The 18043-nt window shown below is 49.6% G+C and carries 14 protein-coding genes; all 14 read right to left on the minus strand.

Annotation, left to right across the window (positions count from 1 at the left end; all coding sequences use genetic code 11):
• Positions 1–98 precede the first annotated feature (98 nt).
• Positions 99–1985 carry a rhamnogalacturonan lyase gene (locus H2R00_RS08130; RefSeq protein ID WP_182070809.1) on the minus strand — a complete coding sequence of 629 codons (1887 nt, stop codon included), beginning with the start codon at positions 1983–1985 and terminating at the stop codon, positions 99–101.
• Positions 1986–2053: 68 nt separating this feature from the next.
• Positions 2054–3685, minus strand: coding sequence for a rhamnogalacturonan acetylesterase (locus H2R00_RS21205; protein ID WP_244958297.1), 1632 nt, complete (start codon positions 3683–3685; stop codon positions 2054–2056).
• A gap of 20 nt (positions 3686–3705) precedes the next feature.
• On the minus strand, positions 3706–5574 hold the full coding sequence (locus H2R00_RS08145; protein ID WP_182071043.1) for a rhamnogalacturonan lyase: 1869 nt from the start codon (positions 5572–5574) through the stop codon (positions 3706–3708).
• A gap of 182 nt (positions 5575–5756) precedes the next feature.
• Complete coding sequence (locus H2R00_RS08150) at positions 5757–6368, minus strand: YesL family protein (RefSeq protein ID WP_154994596.1); 612 nt, start codon at positions 6366–6368, stop codon at positions 5757–5759.
• 14 nt (positions 6369–6382) lie between these two features.
• Positions 6383–7042, minus strand: coding sequence for a YesU family protein (locus tag H2R00_RS08155; protein WP_234113183.1), 660 nt, complete (start codon positions 7040–7042; stop codon positions 6383–6385).
• A 19-nt stretch (positions 7043–7061) separates the two neighbouring features.
• Positions 7062–7778 carry a rhamnogalacturonan acetylesterase gene (locus H2R00_RS08160; protein WP_182070810.1) on the minus strand — a complete coding sequence of 239 codons (717 nt, stop codon included), beginning with the start codon at positions 7776–7778 and terminating at the stop codon, positions 7062–7064.
• A 13-nt stretch (positions 7779–7791) separates the two neighbouring features.
• On the minus strand, positions 7792–10077 hold the full coding sequence (locus tag H2R00_RS08165) for a helix-turn-helix domain-containing protein (protein WP_182070811.1): 2286 nt from the start codon (positions 10075–10077) through the stop codon (positions 7792–7794).
• A 45-nt stretch (positions 10078–10122) separates the two neighbouring features.
• The gene (locus H2R00_RS08170) at positions 10123–11157 is read right to left on the minus strand and encodes a glycoside hydrolase family 88/105 protein (RefSeq protein WP_182070812.1); all 1035 of its coding nucleotides are present in this window, start codon (positions 11155–11157) and stop codon (positions 10123–10125) included.
• 18 nt (positions 11158–11175) lie between these two features.
• Positions 11176–11985: a carbohydrate ABC transporter permease gene (locus tag H2R00_RS08175; protein ID WP_234113182.1), complete on the minus strand. Its 810-nt coding sequence runs from the start codon at positions 11983–11985 to the stop codon at positions 11176–11178.
• A gap of 87 nt (positions 11986–12072) precedes the next feature.
• Complete coding sequence (locus tag H2R00_RS08180) at positions 12073–12990, minus strand: carbohydrate ABC transporter permease (protein ID WP_182070813.1); 918 nt, start codon at positions 12988–12990, stop codon at positions 12073–12075.
• 34 nt (positions 12991–13024) lie between these two features.
• Entirely contained in the window at positions 13025–14326 is a 1302-nt protein-coding gene (locus tag H2R00_RS08185) for an ABC transporter substrate-binding protein (RefSeq protein WP_182070814.1), read from the minus strand.
• 141 nt (positions 14327–14467) lie between these two features.
• Positions 14468–15634, minus strand: a complete 1167-nt coding sequence (locus tag H2R00_RS08190; RefSeq protein ID WP_182071044.1) for a response regulator transcription factor — start codon at positions 15632–15634, stop codon at positions 14468–14470.
• A 2-nt stretch (positions 15635–15636) separates the two neighbouring features.
• Positions 15637–17373, minus strand: coding sequence for a sensor histidine kinase (locus H2R00_RS08195; protein WP_182070815.1), 1737 nt, complete (start codon positions 17371–17373; stop codon positions 15637–15639).
• A gap of 13 nt (positions 17374–17386) precedes the next feature.
• Entirely contained in the window at positions 17387–18031 is a 645-nt protein-coding gene (locus tag H2R00_RS08200) for a YesL family protein (RefSeq protein ID WP_154994990.1), read from the minus strand.
• Positions 18032–18043 lie beyond the last annotated feature (12 nt).

Genomic DNA, 18043 nt, shown 5'->3' on the forward strand with positions numbered 1-18043 from the left:
TTATGGGAACAGGCTGTGAGATTACAATCATACTTTTTTGTATATTTAATAATCCTGCCGGTGCCCCGTGCATATGCATGATGAACCGCCGGTCTCTGTCATTCTTCATTTCTCTTACAAGGAACGGTATAAATATTCGGCCGGGGCGGCTTTTTCATTCCGGTTCCCAAATAAAATCCGGGGTGAGGCGGCTGATTGTAAGCGACATTTTGCCATGCTACCCCCAAGCGGTAGACGGGATCGTGCATGAACGTATAGAAACGGTGTTCAGTCAGCTCGGTCGTTGTGTATATTCGCAGAGCATCGCTTCGGACCGTGCGGAACACGACATCTTCGCGCCAATCGCCGAATAGATTGGCCTGAAGCACAGGCGTCCCTTTCGTCCAATTGTTAGACAGCGTTCCATCAGCAGTGAGCAGATTGACCAGCCTGCCGCTGTGATAGTCCCATTTATCAATTTTGGGGATGCCGGCGGGTTCTTTCCAATCGTGGTCAAGCAGCTCGCGGAGAAGATCACCGTCCCACCAAATCGCAAAATTAGCCGAAGCCGGAGCGGCGTCGCTAAGCTTTTCGCCCTTACTCGTATAGAGGCCGTATGATTTTCCTTCATTACCCGGGGGATCGATCGCCCAGACAAGCGCGCCTTGATAGCGGGGATCGATATGCGCGGCCATTCCCCGCCCAACATCTGTATCAGCCGGCACTCCCCAGAGGATTTCCCCTGTACCCGCATCGCGAAATGAGAGGCCGTACGGAAGGCGCGGATCTTCATGCACTTGAAAGACTTCCAGCCCGGGCCGATCCGGGTCAAGATCGCTCACGTGCATGGCGTCACCGTGTCCAAGCCCTGTCGTATAAAGCCCTGTTCCGTCATGATCAACGGCCATCGCGCCATAGACAATCTCATCTTTCCCGTCATCGTCGACATCAGCAACACTCAGACTATGGTTTCCCTGCCCTGCATAGCCTTCGTTACCGGGCTTGTCGCTGTCAAACGTCCACAGCTTGGTCAGCTTGCCGTCCCGGAAGTTGTAAGCGACTAGCACCGTTCTTGTGTAATAGCCGCGCGCCATGACAAGGCTCGGCCTTTCCCCGTCCAAATAGGCGATGCCTGCCAAAAACCGGTCCATGCGGTTGCCGTATCCGTCTCCCCAGTCCTCAAGCCTTCCACGGGGCGGATCGTAATCGACGGTTGCCAATTCCCTTCCCGTTTCCCCGTGAAAAACCGACAAATATTCAGGCCCGTCCAGAATTCGTCCATCTTCATTTCTGTAATCGGCAGCCTGATCGCCGATCACCCGTCCGGTTCCATCAACCGTTCCGTCAGCCGTCTTCATGGCGATTTCCGCTTTTCCGTCGCCGTCAAGATCATAGACCATCAATTGGGTATAATGGGCGCCCGCGCGGATGTTTTTCCCGAGATGAATCCTCCACATGAATGTCCCGTCAAGCTTATAGGCATCAATGATGACTTCCCCGGTATAGCCGTTGTGCGCGTTATCTTTCGAATTGGACGGGTCCCATTTGAGCACAATTTCGTATTCTCCGTCGCCGTCGAGGTCTCCGATGCTCGCGTCATTGGCGCTGTACGTGTACATTGCGCCGTCAGGAGTTGTCCCGCCGTCAGGCTTGTTTAACGGAACATCCAAGTACGGCTTCTGCCAGACAGCTGTTTTGTGTGACGTCTCGACTTCCTTATCTCCGAGAACCTTTGTCACATAATAGACCGATTTTCCGTTTCCGTGTTTATCAAGAAAGTTGGTCGATGATGAAATAGGTGTTGAGTTAATTCTGTGGCCGTTGCGATATAGGTTAAAAGCCGTTTCTTCCGGATCGGTTCCTAAAAGCCGCCAGCTGAGAAAAACCCCTTTTTTTGTTTTTACGGCCACAAGTCCGCGGTTTAAGTGTTCCATTTGCCTCGGTTTTGCCGCCGTTTTCACCGGCCGAACGCGTTCAGCTGCTGCATGTCTGTCTTTTTCTCCCATAGTCCTCTCTCCCCCTTTACGGTTTGGAATGGCGAACAGGAGAACCGGAGACCGGCTCTCCCGACACCTTATTTCTTAAGCAAATGTTTCAGCGGATACATGTTCAAATTGGAGATTTCTTCTGTCACGAGCCTTGCCAACTGGTTGGCACCGAACTCGTGAAAATGCACCCTGTCCTGGATTCCGTCCGGATAATTCGGGCTTTCTCCCGGCTCTAAAAACATAAATACGTTTTTAGTCGCTTCAACGCCGATCTCGTTGTAATAATCGATGCTTTTTTTGTTTAAATCGATCACCGGAACGTTCATTTCCCGTCCGAGCTGTCTCATTGCGTTCGGATATTCTCCAATGCTGTTATAAAAAACGCCCTTTTCATCATAGGTTCGTTTACTTTGAGAAGTGACGAGCACAGGCCGTCCTCCTTTTTCGCGGGCTTTGTCAATATATGTTCTCAAGTATTCCTGAAATGTCGTATACGGATCTGTATGGCGGGCCGGATCTTGCCCGGCGTCATTGATGCCGAACTGAATCAACAAATAATCGCCCCGTTTCATCCGGTTCAAAATCGTATCCAGTGACCGTTCATCCACAAAACTTTTCGCGCTTCTCGCGCGTTTCGCCTGGTTGTCGATGACGATTTCATCCGAGAAATAGCCGTCTAAAAATTGCCCCCAGCCTGCCATCGGCGCATAACCTGGTTCATAATCGGAGACCGTGGAATCTCCCGCCAGAAAGACCGTCGTCTTGTCATCTGTTACATGATAAGCCGTCTTCGTCATGACTAACGCATTGAGGCGCGGCGCTGTTCTCGCCGTTAAAGCTTGAATGGAAAGGCGGCCGCCGGAAATATGAATCGGAAACGTTTTTTCGTTATATCCGCCCGCTTCCGCTCCAAACGAATACAGCTGAAGCATGCCGTTTGCCCGTACATCCATGTTCGTTTTTGCCCGCGCATCTCCGGTTATCATCTGGACATTATATTGACCGTCAGGCAAATCGACAGTAAACGCCGTCCCATCCGGAATGCAGAAGTCTGAACGAAGCGGGTCGGCCGTACCGCGGTCCGTACAAGACACCTTTGCCGTGTCGTCAAATCCGTAGCCTTTTAGAGGGGTATAAGCCGATTGAGAGCCTACCGGAATAAAGCCCGAAGCAAGAGGCCCGTCACCAAAATCAAACTGATACACCTTCGAAATTTCGACGGCATACACTTTTGGCTGAGGCCCTTTCCACTCCAAATCGAGGCGCCCGTCTTCCACCGAAACGGTGAACGCTTTTTCGGCTGAGCTTCCCTTTGCTCCGGCCGGGATCGTTCCCATTTCCTCTCCTTCGGCATAAATCTCTAATTCACCGCGGGATGAGGCAAATACGGTCACGCGGTATTTGCCGGGGGAGAGATCCGCCAGAAAAGCCGTCCGGTTCAAGACACAATAGTCTTTCTTGAGCGCTTCTTTTTTTTGCGTCTTTTTGCACACAGCGCTCCCTGCCTGTGAAAATCCGTAGCCTACACCATTTTGATACGCGGAGGCCTCGTTCACTTTCACATAATCCTTCTCAGCGGGACCTTTTCCAAAATCGAACAGAAAAAGATCCTGACTGTGATGTGCAGCAGCGGCTTTCGGCTGCGCAGGTCCCCCCATTCCCGTGATGAAGAAGAAAAGGAGGGGGATGACCCATACGCAGCGAACATATCGCTTCATTATGCAGCTCCCCTTTTTCATCAGCGTGTATAAATGTTCGGCTTCTCCGGTGTCTGCATGCCTTCGCCTAAATAAAAACCGGTGTGTGGCGGCTGGTTGTAGCCGACATTCTGCCAGGCGATCCCGAGGCGATAGACTGCATCATGCATCAGCGTATACATGCGGTGCCCCGTCACATCTGTCGTCGTGTAGATGCGCAATTCGCTGCTGTCATCCGCTCGCCAGACCACTTCTTCGCGCCAGTCTCCGAGAATGTCAGCCTGCAGGGACGGCGTCGCTTTTGTTCCGTTATTTGCCGACGCTCCGGACGCTGTCAGCAAGTTAACGGTTCGCGAATTTCGATAATCCCATTTATCAATTCTGTTGCTGTCCAGAAGCTCTCTTTGGAGATCGCCGTCCCACCAGATGCCGAAGTTCGTTGATGAAGGCAATGTGTTTCCGATTTTTACGCCTTTTGCCGTATAAAGACCGCCGTTCGCCCATACTTCCGCTCCTTCGTAGCGCGGATCGATATCAGCTGCCATTCCGCGTCCGACATCCTTACCTGCGTGAACTCCCCAGATAATCTTTCCTGTTTTCGCATCCCGGAAGGACAAGCCATAAGGAGAATTGCTGTTTTCATGCACTTGAAAGACTTCCAGTCCCGGTCTTGACGGGTCCAGATTCCCTGTGTGCATGGCATCCCCATGTCCCCATCCGGTTGAATAGAGGCCTTTTCCGTTATGATCGACAGCCATCGCTCCGTATATGATTTCGTCCTTTCCATCTCCGTCAACGTCAGCGACGCTCAAACTGTGGTTGCCTTGACCGGCATAGGCGCCATTTCCGGGAGCATTCGAATCGAACGTCCACAGCTTGGTCAGCTTTCCGCCTCTGAAGTTGTAAGCGACAAGCACTGTTCTCGTGTAATACCCGCGTGCCATGACAAAACTCGGCCGCTCCCCGTCAAGGTATGCGACACCGGCAAGAAAGCGGTCAACCCTGTTGCCGTAGCTGTCTCCCCAATCGGCTACATTTCCCCGGGCGGGTTCGTAGTTGACCGTTGTAAGCTCAGCACCTGTATCGCCTTTAAAAACCGTCAAATATTCGGGCCCTGACAAAATTCTGCCTTGGGCATTGCGATAATCGGCGTTTGCATTGCCGATCACCTTTCCCTTGCCGTCTTTCGTCCCTTCGGCCGTCTTCATGGCGATTTCCGCTTTTCCGTCACCGTCAAAGTCATAGACGAGAAACTGCGTATAATGGGCGCCGGCGCGAATGTTTTTGCCGAGGTTGATTCTCCACATCATGGTGCCGTCAAGCTTGTATGCGTCAATCAGCACATCTCCCGTGTATCCGTCCTGTGAATTATCCTTTGAATTGGAAGGATCCCACTTGAGAATGATTTCATATTCGCCGTCTCCATCAAGGTCGCCGACGCTCGCATCATTGGCGCTGTATGTGAATGACACCCCATCAGGCGTTTTTCCCCCGGCCGGTTTTTGCAGCGGAACAGATTTGTATTGTTTATTCCAAACTCCGACGGTTTCAGAAGGAGCCTGCTCCATGCCGTTCAAAACGGCGCGCACTTGGTAAACGGCATTCGAATCCCCGCCCGCATCTTGATAGTTTGTACTCGATGTAATCGGGGAACCGTTCAGCTTCTTTCCGTTTCGATACACATTAAATGAAACAGAAGACGGCTCGGTTCCGAGCAGACGCCAGCTGACAAAAACACCGTTCCCCGTTTTAATAGCGACAAGCCCCCGGTTCAGCGACTCCATTTGCCTTGCCTGCGCAGCCGTGCGCCCATCTGCTTCCGCTCGTTCCGAGAAGCCGGTCACAAGCGTGATGAATAAAAGAGATGACGCGGCCAACAGTTTCTTCCACCTTTTCTTTCCTTTTTTCATCATCTTCTCCCTTCGTCATTTTTGTAAGCGCTTACTTAAAAGGGATTCTATTACGGCTTCCATTTTTATTCAATTGCACTTTTTTGCCGAAGGGAAAAGATGTGTTCAAGTCCGGTCTTAAGCGGTTCAGCCTTTACAATTGATACTTTTTTGCTCACTTTTCTCATTTTTGCACGGTTTAGCTAGCCTTCCAGACGCAAAAAACAGCGATGTGCGATGAACATCGATACAAGAGCAAACAAACTGACACCATAAAACGGGATCAGACCCGGAACCGTCAACAGCACATAAACGACCAAGCCTCCTGCAGCTGCCATTCCGGCCGTCGTCAAAGGGCGAACGAGACCGATCAGCGCAGCCTGTGAAAAATAGCGGGCAAACGGCAGCTGAACATGAACGTATAGCGGAAAAATATAAACGAAAACCACGAAATACATCAGCCCGGCCATCAGTGTGGCATAGCTGATCATGATCGAAAATAAATCCGCACGGACGCGGAAAAATTGATAGTTTACGAATAAAATTGTTCCGGCGGCGAAGAGGATGAAGCCAAGTCCGTTTGTTTTGAAAAACTCTTTTTTATACGTTTGATAAAACGTTTTGAATACCGGTGCGTCTGTCCGGCCGAGCAGCCACTTGCGCACGACCGTGAACATCGCAGCCGTGCTCGGAGCCCAGCCGAAAACAATGCCTCCTCCCAGCGTGAATAAAACCCAGAGCCCGTTCAGCCAGGCGATTTTCATGATCGCTTCACAAGCGCCGTATATCATCGCCATCACGCCTTTTTCCCGCATGTCCGATTCTCCTTTCAGCCGCGCAGCAGCCTGCGCACTTCAAAGTTGGCATAGGCTGCTTTCAGCGGAGCCATTTGTCTGAAGCCGATTTTTCCTCCGCCGTAAACAGGACCGAAACGCCTGCCGTCATCCGTCCATTCCAAAATGGGCAGCCCGTTGATTGAAAAATGAACACATGCCCCGTCCTTTATGAGCTTCATCCGATAGGGAGGCAAAGCGTCATCAGCGGGCGGAAGCGGATCGGCTCCCTCACAGACGAGGTGAAATCCGCGGCTTTTCCTGAGGTTGCATGTTCGGAATGCTCTTTCATCAGCATGCTTATGCCTGAAATACGACAGGTGCAATGTGTTGATGTCCCCTGAATGATATTGCGGATATTTCCCTGTTCTCTCCGCCAGCTGCCCGTCAAATAAATCTTCCCCATTGATCCCGGTGGCTGCAAAAAATATCATGCATAAGCCAGGCTCCCGCACAGGGTGGAAATCCCACTTCACAACAATTCCATCAGGGAATGTCTCAGGACACCAGTAAACAAAATGGGCATCATCTCCATATTGCTCAGCGTCGAGCTCGTTCTCCATCTGCATGCGGCCCTGCGGAAAACGAACGATTCCTTTCCCTTCCATCACCCAGCCGCGGAGATCTTCAGGGGATGATAAAGGGTTTTGATACATCAGGCTTCCTTCTCTTACATTATACTCCGGCACGGAAATCGCTCCTTCCACAATGAAGATAGGCCGATAGAGGCAGACCAAGCTCTCTGATTCCTTCTGTTACCAGCCTGGCAACTTGACGGGCTCCTGCCTCGGAAAAATGGGTATTGTCTTCGATTCCATTTGGATAATGAGGGTGCTCATGCGGCTGAAAGTGGACAAACAGCCGTTTTGAGCCTTCGATTCCGAGAGATTCATAGAGCGCTTTTGTTTTGGACCATAAATCGATCAGCGGCACTTCGAAGCTGTCAGCGAGCGCCTTCATCGCTTTCGGAAAATCGCCAAGCGTGTCAGCGGGCTTTCCGTTTTGATCAAAACGTCTGCGCTCTGCGGAGGTGATCAAAACCGGAGTCGCCTGTTTTTCACGAACCGCTTCCACATAGCGGGCAAGATGCTCCTGATAGGTTGTATACGGGTCTGTTCCGTATGGCTTTTGATCGTTGTGCCCGAACTGGATCAACACATAATCACCAGCCTCAAGCCGCTCCGTGATATCATCGAGTCGGCCTTCATCAATGAAGCTGTTCGAACTGGCCCCGCCTTTTGCCATATTCACAACCGCCGCCTCATCTGAGAAAAACAGCGGAAGCATCTGTCCCCAGCCGGCCATCGGCGCTTCATGCGGGGGACAGTCTGCGACTGTCGAGTCCCCTGCCAAATATACTGTCACTTTTGGCTTTTTGTCTGTTCGTTTCATAGCACTCTCCCTTTCACGAAGATTCCTGATGAATCTGCCTGTAGCGGCTCGGTGGAATGCCGACCTGCTTCTTAAAAATCCGGTTGAAATAGCTGTGTCTGTAGCCGACCTCTTCAGAAACGTCATGGATTTTTTTATTCGTTTCAAGAAGGAGCTCTTTCGCTTTTTCGATTCTGAGGCGAGTAACATAGTCGATAAAATTGATGCCGGTTACTTGTTTGAAAGCTTTGCTCAGCGTATACGAATTCGTCCCGGCTTGATCAGCGCAGCTTTCAAGGGAGATATCGTTCATATAATCCTGATGAATCATCTCAAGCACCTGTTCGACAAGCCGTTTTTGCTGTCTGTTTTTCCTTCCTTCCATCTCTTTAAGATAAGGGCTTATGACACGCTCCATCATCCAGCCGACGGCCCTTTCCGGCTCCCTCAGCTCTGAAAGCTCCTGCAGCAGATTTTTTCGGCTGAACAATTCATAAGGGTGAAGGCCGGAATGAAAGATCTCTTCTTGGATCTTTGCGAACAGCTGCATCATGCCCGGCTGGATGCGGATTTCCGTTTTTCCTTTTTCAGACAGCTCCCGGATGAACAGCCTGATCCTTCTTTCGACTTCATCCCTTTCTTCAAGGCTCAAAGCCCTGACTACCTCTTTTTCAAGAGCGAACGGATAGTATGATTCAGCGGGAGGCACGTCTTCCCGCCGGCTTAAATCGATCACCTGGCTGGCGTTTTCGAACTGTCTGTAATGCCTGCCTTCTTTCACCTCTTCATAAATGCCGGGAATGTCTTTTAACATGTCAGCGGTTTTTGATACCGTCACTGTGACGTGGAGTCTGGATACGCCGTAGATCACATCCGTCAGCTCACGCACAAATTGGGCGATTTCTTCCTTGAAGGCTGTTTTCCGGCCGCTCATCAGCAGCACCGCGAGCGATAACGAACGGACATCGCTCATATAAATATGGTTGAATGTCCTTCCAGCAAGTTCGCGCGTAATGTTGCCCAACAGAAAGCCCGCCAGACTTTCGTCCTTTTTTGTAAAAGATCCGTTTCCTTCATAGAGTCCCGTCAGCTGAACATCGATGATGGTAAACACATTGTCTTTCGCTTCCCAGCCCCATCTTTTCAGACGATCTCTCAAATTCCTCTCTGATTCATCTGCAAAGTATCCGCTTAAAAGGCGCTGAAAAAAAACGTTTGCAGCCTGGGGCATTTCCTTTTTCAGTCTGCCGCTTTCCTCTGATAGGTCTTCCCAGCGCTTCTCGAGCCAATGAAATTCATCAGGAAAATGGGCGGCCTTTCCCTCTCCTGAGCAGAGCTTGATCAGCCTCGCGACAGGTGAATAAATTTTGTGTGACGCATACCATGCCAGAATGAAGGCAAGAACGATCCCGGCGATGCTGACCGACGCGACGAGCTTCGATAAAAACAACACCGGAGCCGTAATCGCCGACATCGGTGAAGCCGAGACATAGGTCCATTCCTGGTTCAATCTGTCCATTCGTCCATATGAAACGGAATACACCCCTCCGCTCCAATCCATAACAAAGGAGCCCTGTTGCTTCTTTTGTTTCTCAAGCCTCTCTTTTATAACGCTTTCAAAATTGGTTTTGCCGCGTTTGCTCCCAGAAAAAACGGGCTTCTGGTCATGATGAAAGAGGAGCGCTGTTCCTTTTGAATAAGGTGAAAGGCTTTCCAACAAATGTCCCATTTCTCTTTGATCAAGCGTCAAAATCAGCGCACCGAACGGTTCTGAGATGCCTCCGGGAATTTTGTGGACAAGCGCCATTCCGGAAGGAGCGCCGCTCATGTCTTTCCAATAAACGTTTTGACCGCCTTCAAGCAGCGAATGATAAGCCTTTAAGATTTTCCGGTCGGTCATTCCGCTGTATTCCGGATTTAAGAGAATCGGCTCCTTCCCTTGAATGAACAGTTCAACCTTGTGAATGAGCGGATTTTGATCCTGAAGCAAAAACAGCGATTTTGAGAGCCTGTACGTCGTTTGAAAATCCGTTTGCAGATCGGCATCGGCCAGACCGTTCATCAGGCGCGGATCATATGCAAGCTGGGAGAGCATGGTCTCAAGCCCTTCCAGCTTGTCATCGATTTGGCTGATTTGGCGTTTCACCTGGTTCTCGTGCAGATGTTGGAGCTCTTTTTCAATTTTTGCAGCCGAAAACAAATAGATTCCTGCACCCGTCAATAAGCCGGGAATACACGCAATCAGCAGGATCAGCACAAAGCTTTTTTTAAAAAAACTCCCTTTACGCCGTGAAACATATCTTTGATGCAGCTTTTTCATCCCTCTCCCCCCACTGCAATGAAAAGAATGTTTCTTTTTCAATTTCTATTGGAACGCGCGCGACTTGGAGCGGACGACGTCGGCCAAAAAGGTCAGGGCAAGCCCCTGTCCCCAGCCTTGAATCCGTTTATAAGGCACGTCTTTGTAGCCCTGCGCATCCCGCATCACCGCTGTACCCGCTGAAACGCGTTCCACCCTTCCGTCAGGCGCGACCGCATCTGTAATGGCTGATAGCGCCTTCTGAACGGATTTGTGGTATAGCGAGCCTCTGGACAGCAGGCTGGAAGCAATCCCCGCAGATCCTGACACTTCAAGATATGAATCCGGATCCGTCAGTACGGTGTGCCATAAACCTGAAGGATGCTGAAGCCTGACAAGCGCGCTCAACAAGTCTCGGAGTGAACCGTCAATGATCATATATGAAGGATGCGTAACATCGATCAAAGGGAGCGCTTTTGCCATCGTCAAAGCTGCCCATCCGTTTCCCCTTCCCCAAAATATGCCTGACAGATTGTTTTTGGCCACATGGTCCCATCCGTGATAATAGAGATTGGTCTCCATGTCCTGCAAAAATTCTTCATGGCCGTGATACTGGCGGAGCCCGTCTTCAAAATATTCCTCGCTGCCGACAAGTTTTCCGATTCGGAGAAGGAACAAGCCCGCCATCATCATCGTATCGACCCATGCCTGTTCAGGGAATACATGTTTCTCTGAGTTGACGGTGTGCTGCAAAACCCCGTCTGCGAACCGAGGCGCTTCGTGAAGCACAAAGTCCGCCATTTGCCGGGCGGTGTCAAGATAACGGTCATCTCCTGTCGCCTGGTAGAGCGATAGAAGGGTATGGCCGATGGATACCCCGTTGATCGACAGCTTAGGCAAGCCGTCTTCAAGCTTTTCATCTGTCCAGTTTTTCAAAAGCTCGAGGTATTCGTCATTTTCGGTTGCTTCATACGCCTCAGCCACACCGTAAAACGCGACGCCGCCCGGCCAATCCCATTCGAAATCCATCTCAAATGTCCGCTTGACGATTCTGTCGATCACTTCATTCAGCTTTTCTTCATCAAAAACAAGCTTTGTCATGCACGCTTCTCTCCTTTTTTATTTTAATCCGCTCATGCTGATTCCTTGGACGATCGATTTTTGAAAGACGAAAAACACGAGGATCACCGGGACGAGTGAGACGACTGACATCGCAAACATCGCCCCCCAGTTAGACGCCGTTTCCGTATCTAAAAACAGCTTTAGTGCCAGAGACACCGGGTAAAGCTCCGGCTTGTTCAAGTAAAGAAGCGGATTGATCAGCTCCTCCCACTTCCAGTAAAACGAGAAGATAGCGGACGTCGCGAGCGCCGGGGCGATCAATGGCAAAATGATTCTGAAAAAGATGCCGAGACGGCTGCAGCCGTCAATCTTTGCTGCTTCATCGAGTTCTACCGGGATCGTCCTGATGAACTGAATCATCAGAAAGATAAAAAACGCGTGCCCGAAAAATTGGGGAACAACGATCGGCTTGAATGAATTCAGCCAATCCAGCTTTGCAAAAATGATGTACTGCGGAATCATCAGCACCTCGTGCGGCAGCATCATCGTCACCATCATGCAGCTAAACCAGAATGCCTTCCCTTTAAACGGAATCCGCGCGAATCCGTAAGCGATGAACGCAGAGGACAAGACCGCGCCGACCGTCGAGAGGCCGACAATGATAAGCGAATTTTTAATAAATGTGATGAACGGCTGTCCGGCGATCCCTTTCCAGCCCTCTGTATAATTGGACAGGATCAAAGGGTCCGGGATGAGCGAGTGGGATGTGGCGAATATGCTTGCACTTTCTTTAAACGAGCTTGCGATCAGCCAGATCACAGGATACAAAAGGATGATCGCAAGAATGGCCGTCGCGGTATGAAACACGAGATGCCCGGCTCTTTTCTTTCCATTTCCTGCTGGAAGCGGGGCAGGCGCCGCCCGCCCCGAAATGTCTTTTACCGGCTCCACCAGCTACCCCTCCTTCGATTCATAATGCACCCATAAGGATGAAGTTTTGAACAATATGAATGTGACAAGGCCGATCAGGATCAGCATCACCCATGCCATCGCCGATGCGTAGCCCATTTGGAAAAAGTTGAAGGCCCGCTGGAACAAATAGAGGGAATACAGAAGCGTCCCGTCAAGCGGACCGCCTTCCCCTTTTGAAATAATGTAGGCCGGCGTAAAGGTCATGAAGGCTGAAATGGTCTGCATCACCAAGTTAAAAAAGATGATCGGGCTGAGAAGCGGGAGCGTAATGAGAAAAAACCGCTGAAACCTGTTTGCACCATCGACGCTTGCCGCTTCCTGATACATTGGCGGGATATTTTTCAATCCGGCAAGAAAGATCAGCATAGATGAGCCGAACTGCCACACCGACAAAAGAATCAAGGTCCACAATGCGCTTGTAGGGTCCTGATACCAAAGAATTTTCTTGTCAAAACCGAGGAAGAACAAAAGCGCATTGATGACACCGTCATTGCCAAATACATTGCGCCACATAATCGCAACTGCCACGCTGCCGCCGATGATGGACGGAAGATAAAAGAGCGTCCGATAAATGCCGACACCTTTTTCGGCTCTGTTCAAAATCACCGCGATGAAGAGCGCAAACGCGAGGCGCAGCGGCACACCGGCGAGCACGTAATAAAACGTCACTTTCAGCGAGCCCCAGTATTTTTCATCATCGGTCAGCATCGCCTTATAGTTGTCAAGGCCGACCCATTTGGGCGGGGTGAACAGATCGTAGCTGGTAAAAGACAGAAACAGCGAGGCTCCCATCGGAATGACGGTAAAGCACAAAAATCCGATAATAAACGGGGAAATAAAGGCATAACCCGCCAAATTGTCAATTCTTTTTTTTCGCTTCACGTTCACTTCCTCCTGCAATTGATGAGCGGCCTTCCTTCACTTGCCCCGCTTATCATTGTTGATTTCTTTTCAGTATGGCGTCCGCTTCTTTTCTGAACTTCGCGGCTCCTTCTTCAGGCGTGATCTTTTTAAACAAAATTTGGTCTGACGTGTCTTTTAGCAGCTTGATGACTTCGGCGCTGCCGATCGGTTCAGGCGGTTCAGCTTCCCCCGCGTACTCTGAAGCCCGTTCGACATATTCGAAAATCTTTTTCTCCTCTTCGCTCAGTTCTGACTTTACCGTTTCCGCTATTTTGGATGAAACCGGCACGCCTCTTTCTCCTTTGATCAAGGCATTGGCTTTTTCATTGTTAATAAAGAAGTCGATGAATGCAGCCGCTTCTTTTTTCTGCTCGGAGCTTTTCGGAATTGAAAACAGCATGCTCGGCCTTAAAAACAGCGCCTTTTCTTTCCCTTGTTCAGGAGGCAGCTTTAATGACAGGGGCGCATCGGTCAGCTGTGCGAACGCCGCGAACTGATTTGAATAATTCCATGTTGCAGCGGTTCGGCCTTTGACGATAAAATCGTCCTCCATTCCCTTCACTTGCGCGCTTTCATCAGGCGTCGGCGAAGCTTTTTCATCGACGAGCTTCACCTGCCGCTTGAAGTAATCGACAAACAGCTTGTCGTCTGAATAAGCAAGTCCTGTGCCGTCCTCTTTATAAAAGCGCTCGCCCTTCGTCCTCAGGTAATACGGAAAAAAGACATCAGGCGGATGCATGCCGTTTGAACCGTATTGCCCTGTCTTCTCCTCGACCTTCAGCGCCAGGTTTTCAAAATCGGTCCACGTCCAGCTGCTGTCGTCAATCTCAACGCCCGCTTCTTTTAACATGTCGTCATTGGTAATCACCGACAGCACATTCACACCGAGCGGGAAGCCGTATAACTGATCACCGATTTCGCCGCCTTTGATCGTCTTTTCATCAATCGATTCGGTATTGATCGTCCCGTCCTTGACATACGGAGTCAGATCTTCAAGCTGGCCTTTCTTGCCGTATTGGGAGAGATACGCCATATCCATCTGAATCACATCGGGCAGCTGGCCCGCCGCAGACATCGGGGCAAGCTTTTTCCAATAATCGTCCCAATTCGCAAACTCCGCTTCGATTTTGACATGCGGATGTTCCTTTTCATACAGCTCGATGATTTTTGATGTATAATCATGCCGAGGCTGTCCGCCCCACCATGCGACCCTCAAGGTAACCTTCTTTTTGCCGTCCGCACCGGCCGTCTCTTCAGTGTTTGAACTGCATCCGAACAGGCCGAGCATCAGCAAAATGCAAAAAGAGAAACACACAAATCTTCTCATCAACATTCCCCCTCCTTAATTTGTAAGTGCTTACATTTCATTTTAAATTCAACTTTCTGTCCCAGAAACTCAAAAAACAGAGAAGAATGTTAAAAAAACAGAGATTCCGTCAATGCGCAAAAAAACCGCCGGATAGACCCGGCGGCATTAAAACGTGTTTTCTTCTTTTTTTCGAAATTCTGATGGGGTGAGTCCCGTATATTTTTTAAAGACAAGGCTGAAGTATTTCGGATTGTGGCCAAACCCCAGTTCCTCTGCCAGAGTGCCGATGGCCGTGTTTTTAGACTTCTTCATCTTCGCGATCGCTTTTTCGATGCGCACCTTTGCGACATAGCTTGAAAACTTCTCACCGGTTTCCTGTTTAAACAGCTTGCCGAGATAATCCGGGTTCATGTACAGCATGTTGCGGGCTGCCCATTTTAGCGAAAGCTTCGGATTTGAGGCCTCCTTTTCAATGAGATCAAGCACTCTCCCAATTAAAACCGATGTCTCCCCTTCATCTTGGCCGATCTTTGCGTATGCCTTTTCGTACATGAAGGAGGCTTCGCTAATATTGCCGCTTTCGCTGAGTGATGCCTCAGGTTCAAATCGGAGCAAGCGGCGTGAAAGCTCTTGGACGCTTTTCATTTTTTCCTCAAGCACGGCAGGAGCCAATGCTCCGTCTACTGCACAGACAAGCACTTGTTGAACGCGGGCCGAAGCGATGACAGAACCGTTCAGCACCTTATCCGCAATGGACTCAACGCCATGTGCATAATCTTTGTCCTCCCCGTCCCGGACGGAAAACATAATCAGCCTGATGACCTTTTGCTCTGAAAAGAAGCGCAGGCACGCTTCATCCTCGAAGCTGCCGCCAGTAACCAGCTCTTTTAACATCTGCTTCATAAGATGCGGCTTCATCATCTCCAGATCGGTTTTCACTTTTTGCGCCGATTCCTCTTTTTTCAGCTCGCCGATCACGCTTTGAAGCGAATCTGTAATATGGCTCTCATTGCAGGGTTTGAGCAAATAATGCCTGACTCCGTATGACATCGCTTTTTTTGCATATTCAAACTGGCCGAAGCCCGTCAGCAAAATAAACCGGATTGACGGGTGGTCGCGGGACACTTTTTCGATAAGTTCGAGTCCTCCCATCCCAGGCATTTTAATATCGCTGATCACAATGTCAGGCCGCTCTTTCATAATCAGGCGGTAAGCGTCTATCCCGTTTTGGGCGGCTCCGATTAAAGACGTCCCGAACGAATTCCACTCGATCATGCTGGAGATGCCGTCAAGAATAATCCGTTCATCGTCCGCCAACAGCACTTTATACATCATCACACCCCGCTTTGAAATGGTATTTTAATCATCATTTCGGTTCCCTTGTTCTTTTCGCTTGAAATCGTCAAGCCGTACCCTTTGCCAAACATTAGCTGAATGCGCTCATCGATATTTTGCAGCCCGATTCCTCTGCCCCTTGTCCGGACAAGCTCCTTTCTCGCTTTTTCCAAAAAGTCTTCATCCATGCCCGGGCCGTTGTCGGCAACCGTTAAATAAACAAACCCTCCTTTTTTATATGCTTTGATTTGAATATGGCAAGGTTCAATGAAAGGCTCAAGACAGTATGTAATCGCATTTTCAGCCAAAGGCTGGAGAACAAGCTTTGGTATGCGGCATTTTTTCACCGATGGCTCAATATCAAGCTCAAAAACAAGCCGCTCCTTAAAGCGAAACCGCTGAATGGTAAAATAGTGGAGCACGATTTCAGCTTCTTCTTCGATCGTCAGCACGTCGGTTTTCATATTGATGGCATTCCTGAGCAAAAACCCGAGAGATTCCGTCATCTTTGAAATTTGCGGCTGATGGTTCGTTTTTGCCAGCCAGTTGATCGACTCGAGCGTGTTGTATAAAAAGTGGGGGTTGATTTGCGCTTGGAGCGCTTTGAATTCCGTCTCTTTCAGCATCAGCTGCTTCTTGTAGTTCTCTGCAATCAGTTCATTGATCCGTTCAACCATTGTAAAAAAGTTCCGGTTTAAGACGCTGACTTCATCCTGCCGGTCTAAAGGAGCACGAGTGAGCGGCGCCAGTTTAAAATCGCCGTTTTGGACATTTTTCATGGCCGCCACCAGCTTCTCAATCGGACTCGTAATGCCCTTGGCCATTTTTCTTCCAAAGAGAACCGCAATCAGAAAGAAGAGGATAAAAAGGGAAATCAGTATCGTCTTCATCGCAGAGATTTTCGAAAACATAGCGTCAAAGGGGATCAGGCTCCAATACGTCCAATTCTTATACGCTGATTTGACATATGAAACGAAAAAGCGCTGGCCGTTTTCCTCCACAATGTCATATCCGTTTTCAGCATGAGAAGATAAACGGAGTCCATCGGTTTGGCTGAAAGGCATTTCAGAAAAAAACAGCTCCCGCCCGTCCGACATCGCAATCTTGCCCGCGCCTTCCCCCCAGTCTTTCGGAAGGTCGCCAATGACTCGTTTTAAATCGGCGACAATCACCACGGTTCCCAGGTGGTCAAGGTTTAAACGTTCATAGGAGCGAATTTCCCGGACGGATAACAGCTCGCCGGTTTCACCCGGCATAGGCTCCCACGTGTTGCTGCCTTTTTGGCGCGACGCTTTTTCGATCAGCGCATTCTTTTGCTCCCGCAATGCTTCGATTAAATTCGCCCCTGCGGAATACTCAGTGCCTGAAGCATCAAACAAATGAATCGATTTAATGTACCGCTTAGAGCCGGTATATTCGGCAAGCTTATCCCAAATTTTGCTTTTCATCCGGTAGCGCCCGTATTTGTTTTGGCCGCGGCCGGCTTTCAGAAGGTTCGCTTGGATGTCTGCGTCAGTGGTGATTTGATATGACACATCCTCAATCTTTTTCAATTCATCTTCAATGCTTTTTGATGATAACATCAGCACCTGTGACGACTTCCTGTAAATCTGCTGGTCATATACACGGAACGCGTATTGAACACCGCTCAAGATCAGGATGAGCGAAACGGCCATGATCAGTGAAATCAAAATAAACAATTGATCTTTAATTTTTAAATGCTGATAACGGTTCACCGAACGAACACCTTCATTTCAAGCGTGTGACGGCAGCCTGCTTGTCTGTCCGGCGCCCGTCGATTGCACGGAAGGCCTGAAACGAAAGCTTTGTCAAAATGAAGCTTAAAGCACTGCCGCTGAAAAACAGAAGAAATGTGACATGAAATAAAGCGAGCAGAATCAAACCAAACGCGCTGATCAGCATGAAAAACGAGGTGAGCGGACGGGAAAAGCCGATGATGAAGCTGTATTTCAGCACTGCAATCCGTTTTAAATCGTAGTGGACATCGATTGGAAAAGCGTATAAGAGGATGATGGCATAAATGATAAACAAACTGATGAACAGGCTTAAGACAACCGGCTGATCGTGAAAATAGACGACCGCAATTTGAAAATCAACAAACAGCAATAAGCCGACCAAGCCCAATATCAAACCGAGAACGCTTGATTTCGCCCATTTCTTTTTAAACGCCTGAAAAAACGTCTGAAACACCGGAATCTCCGTCTTTCCCAGCGCCCACTGTCTTGTCACAGCGAACATCGCGGCAGTCGCCGGCGCTAAACCGAAGATGACCGCTCCCGCCAGCGTAAAACCGATCCACAGCAGATTCAAATAGGCGAGCCGCATCACCCACTCGCAAAAGCGGTAAAATCCATTTGCCAACGTGTGAATCATGGTATCCCTCCT

Origin of the sequence: Bacillus haynesii (genome assembly GCF_014042035.1) — a bacterium.
In the GTDB taxonomy this organism is placed as follows: domain Bacteria; phylum Bacillota; class Bacilli; order Bacillales; family Bacillaceae; genus Bacillus; species Bacillus haynesii.

Coding starts and splice junctions, on each gene's coding strand:
- H2R00_RS08130 (WP_182070809.1), bottom strand. CDS start 1,985: ATGGGAGAAAAAGACAGACATGCAGCAGCTGAACGCGTTCGGCCGGTG.
- H2R00_RS21205 (WP_244958297.1), bottom strand. CDS start 3,685: ATGAAGCGATATGTTCGCTGCGTATGGGTCATCCCCCTCCTTTTCTTC.
- H2R00_RS08145 (WP_182071043.1), bottom strand. CDS start 5,574: ATGAAAAAAGGAAAGAAAAGGTGGAAGAAACTGTTGGCCGCGTCATCT.
- H2R00_RS08150 (WP_154994596.1), bottom strand. CDS start 6,368: ATGCGGGAAAAAGGCGTGATGGCGATGATATACGGCGCTTGTGAAGCG.
- H2R00_RS08155 (WP_234113183.1), bottom strand. CDS start 7,042: ATGTATCAAAACCCTTTATCATCCCCTGAAGATCTCCGCGGCTGGGTG.
- H2R00_RS08160 (WP_182070810.1), bottom strand. CDS start 7,778: ATGAAACGAACAGACAAAAAGCCAAAAGTGACAGTATATTTGGCAGGG.
- H2R00_RS08165 (WP_182070811.1), bottom strand. CDS start 10,077: ATGAAAAAGCTGCATCAAAGATATGTTTCACGGCGTAAAGGGAGTTTT.
- H2R00_RS08170 (WP_182070812.1), bottom strand. CDS start 11,157: ATGACAAAGCTTGTTTTTGATGAAGAAAAGCTGAATGAAGTGATCGAC.
- H2R00_RS08185 (WP_182070814.1), bottom strand. CDS start 14,326: ATGTTGATGAGAAGATTTGTGTGTTTCTCTTTTTGCATTTTGCTGATG.
- H2R00_RS08190 (WP_182071044.1), bottom strand. CDS start 15,634: ATGTATAAAGTGCTGTTGGCGGACGATGAACGGATTATTCTTGACGGC.
- H2R00_RS08200 (WP_154994990.1), bottom strand. CDS start 18,031: ATGATTCACACGTTGGCAAATGGATTTTACCGCTTTTGCGAGTGGGTG.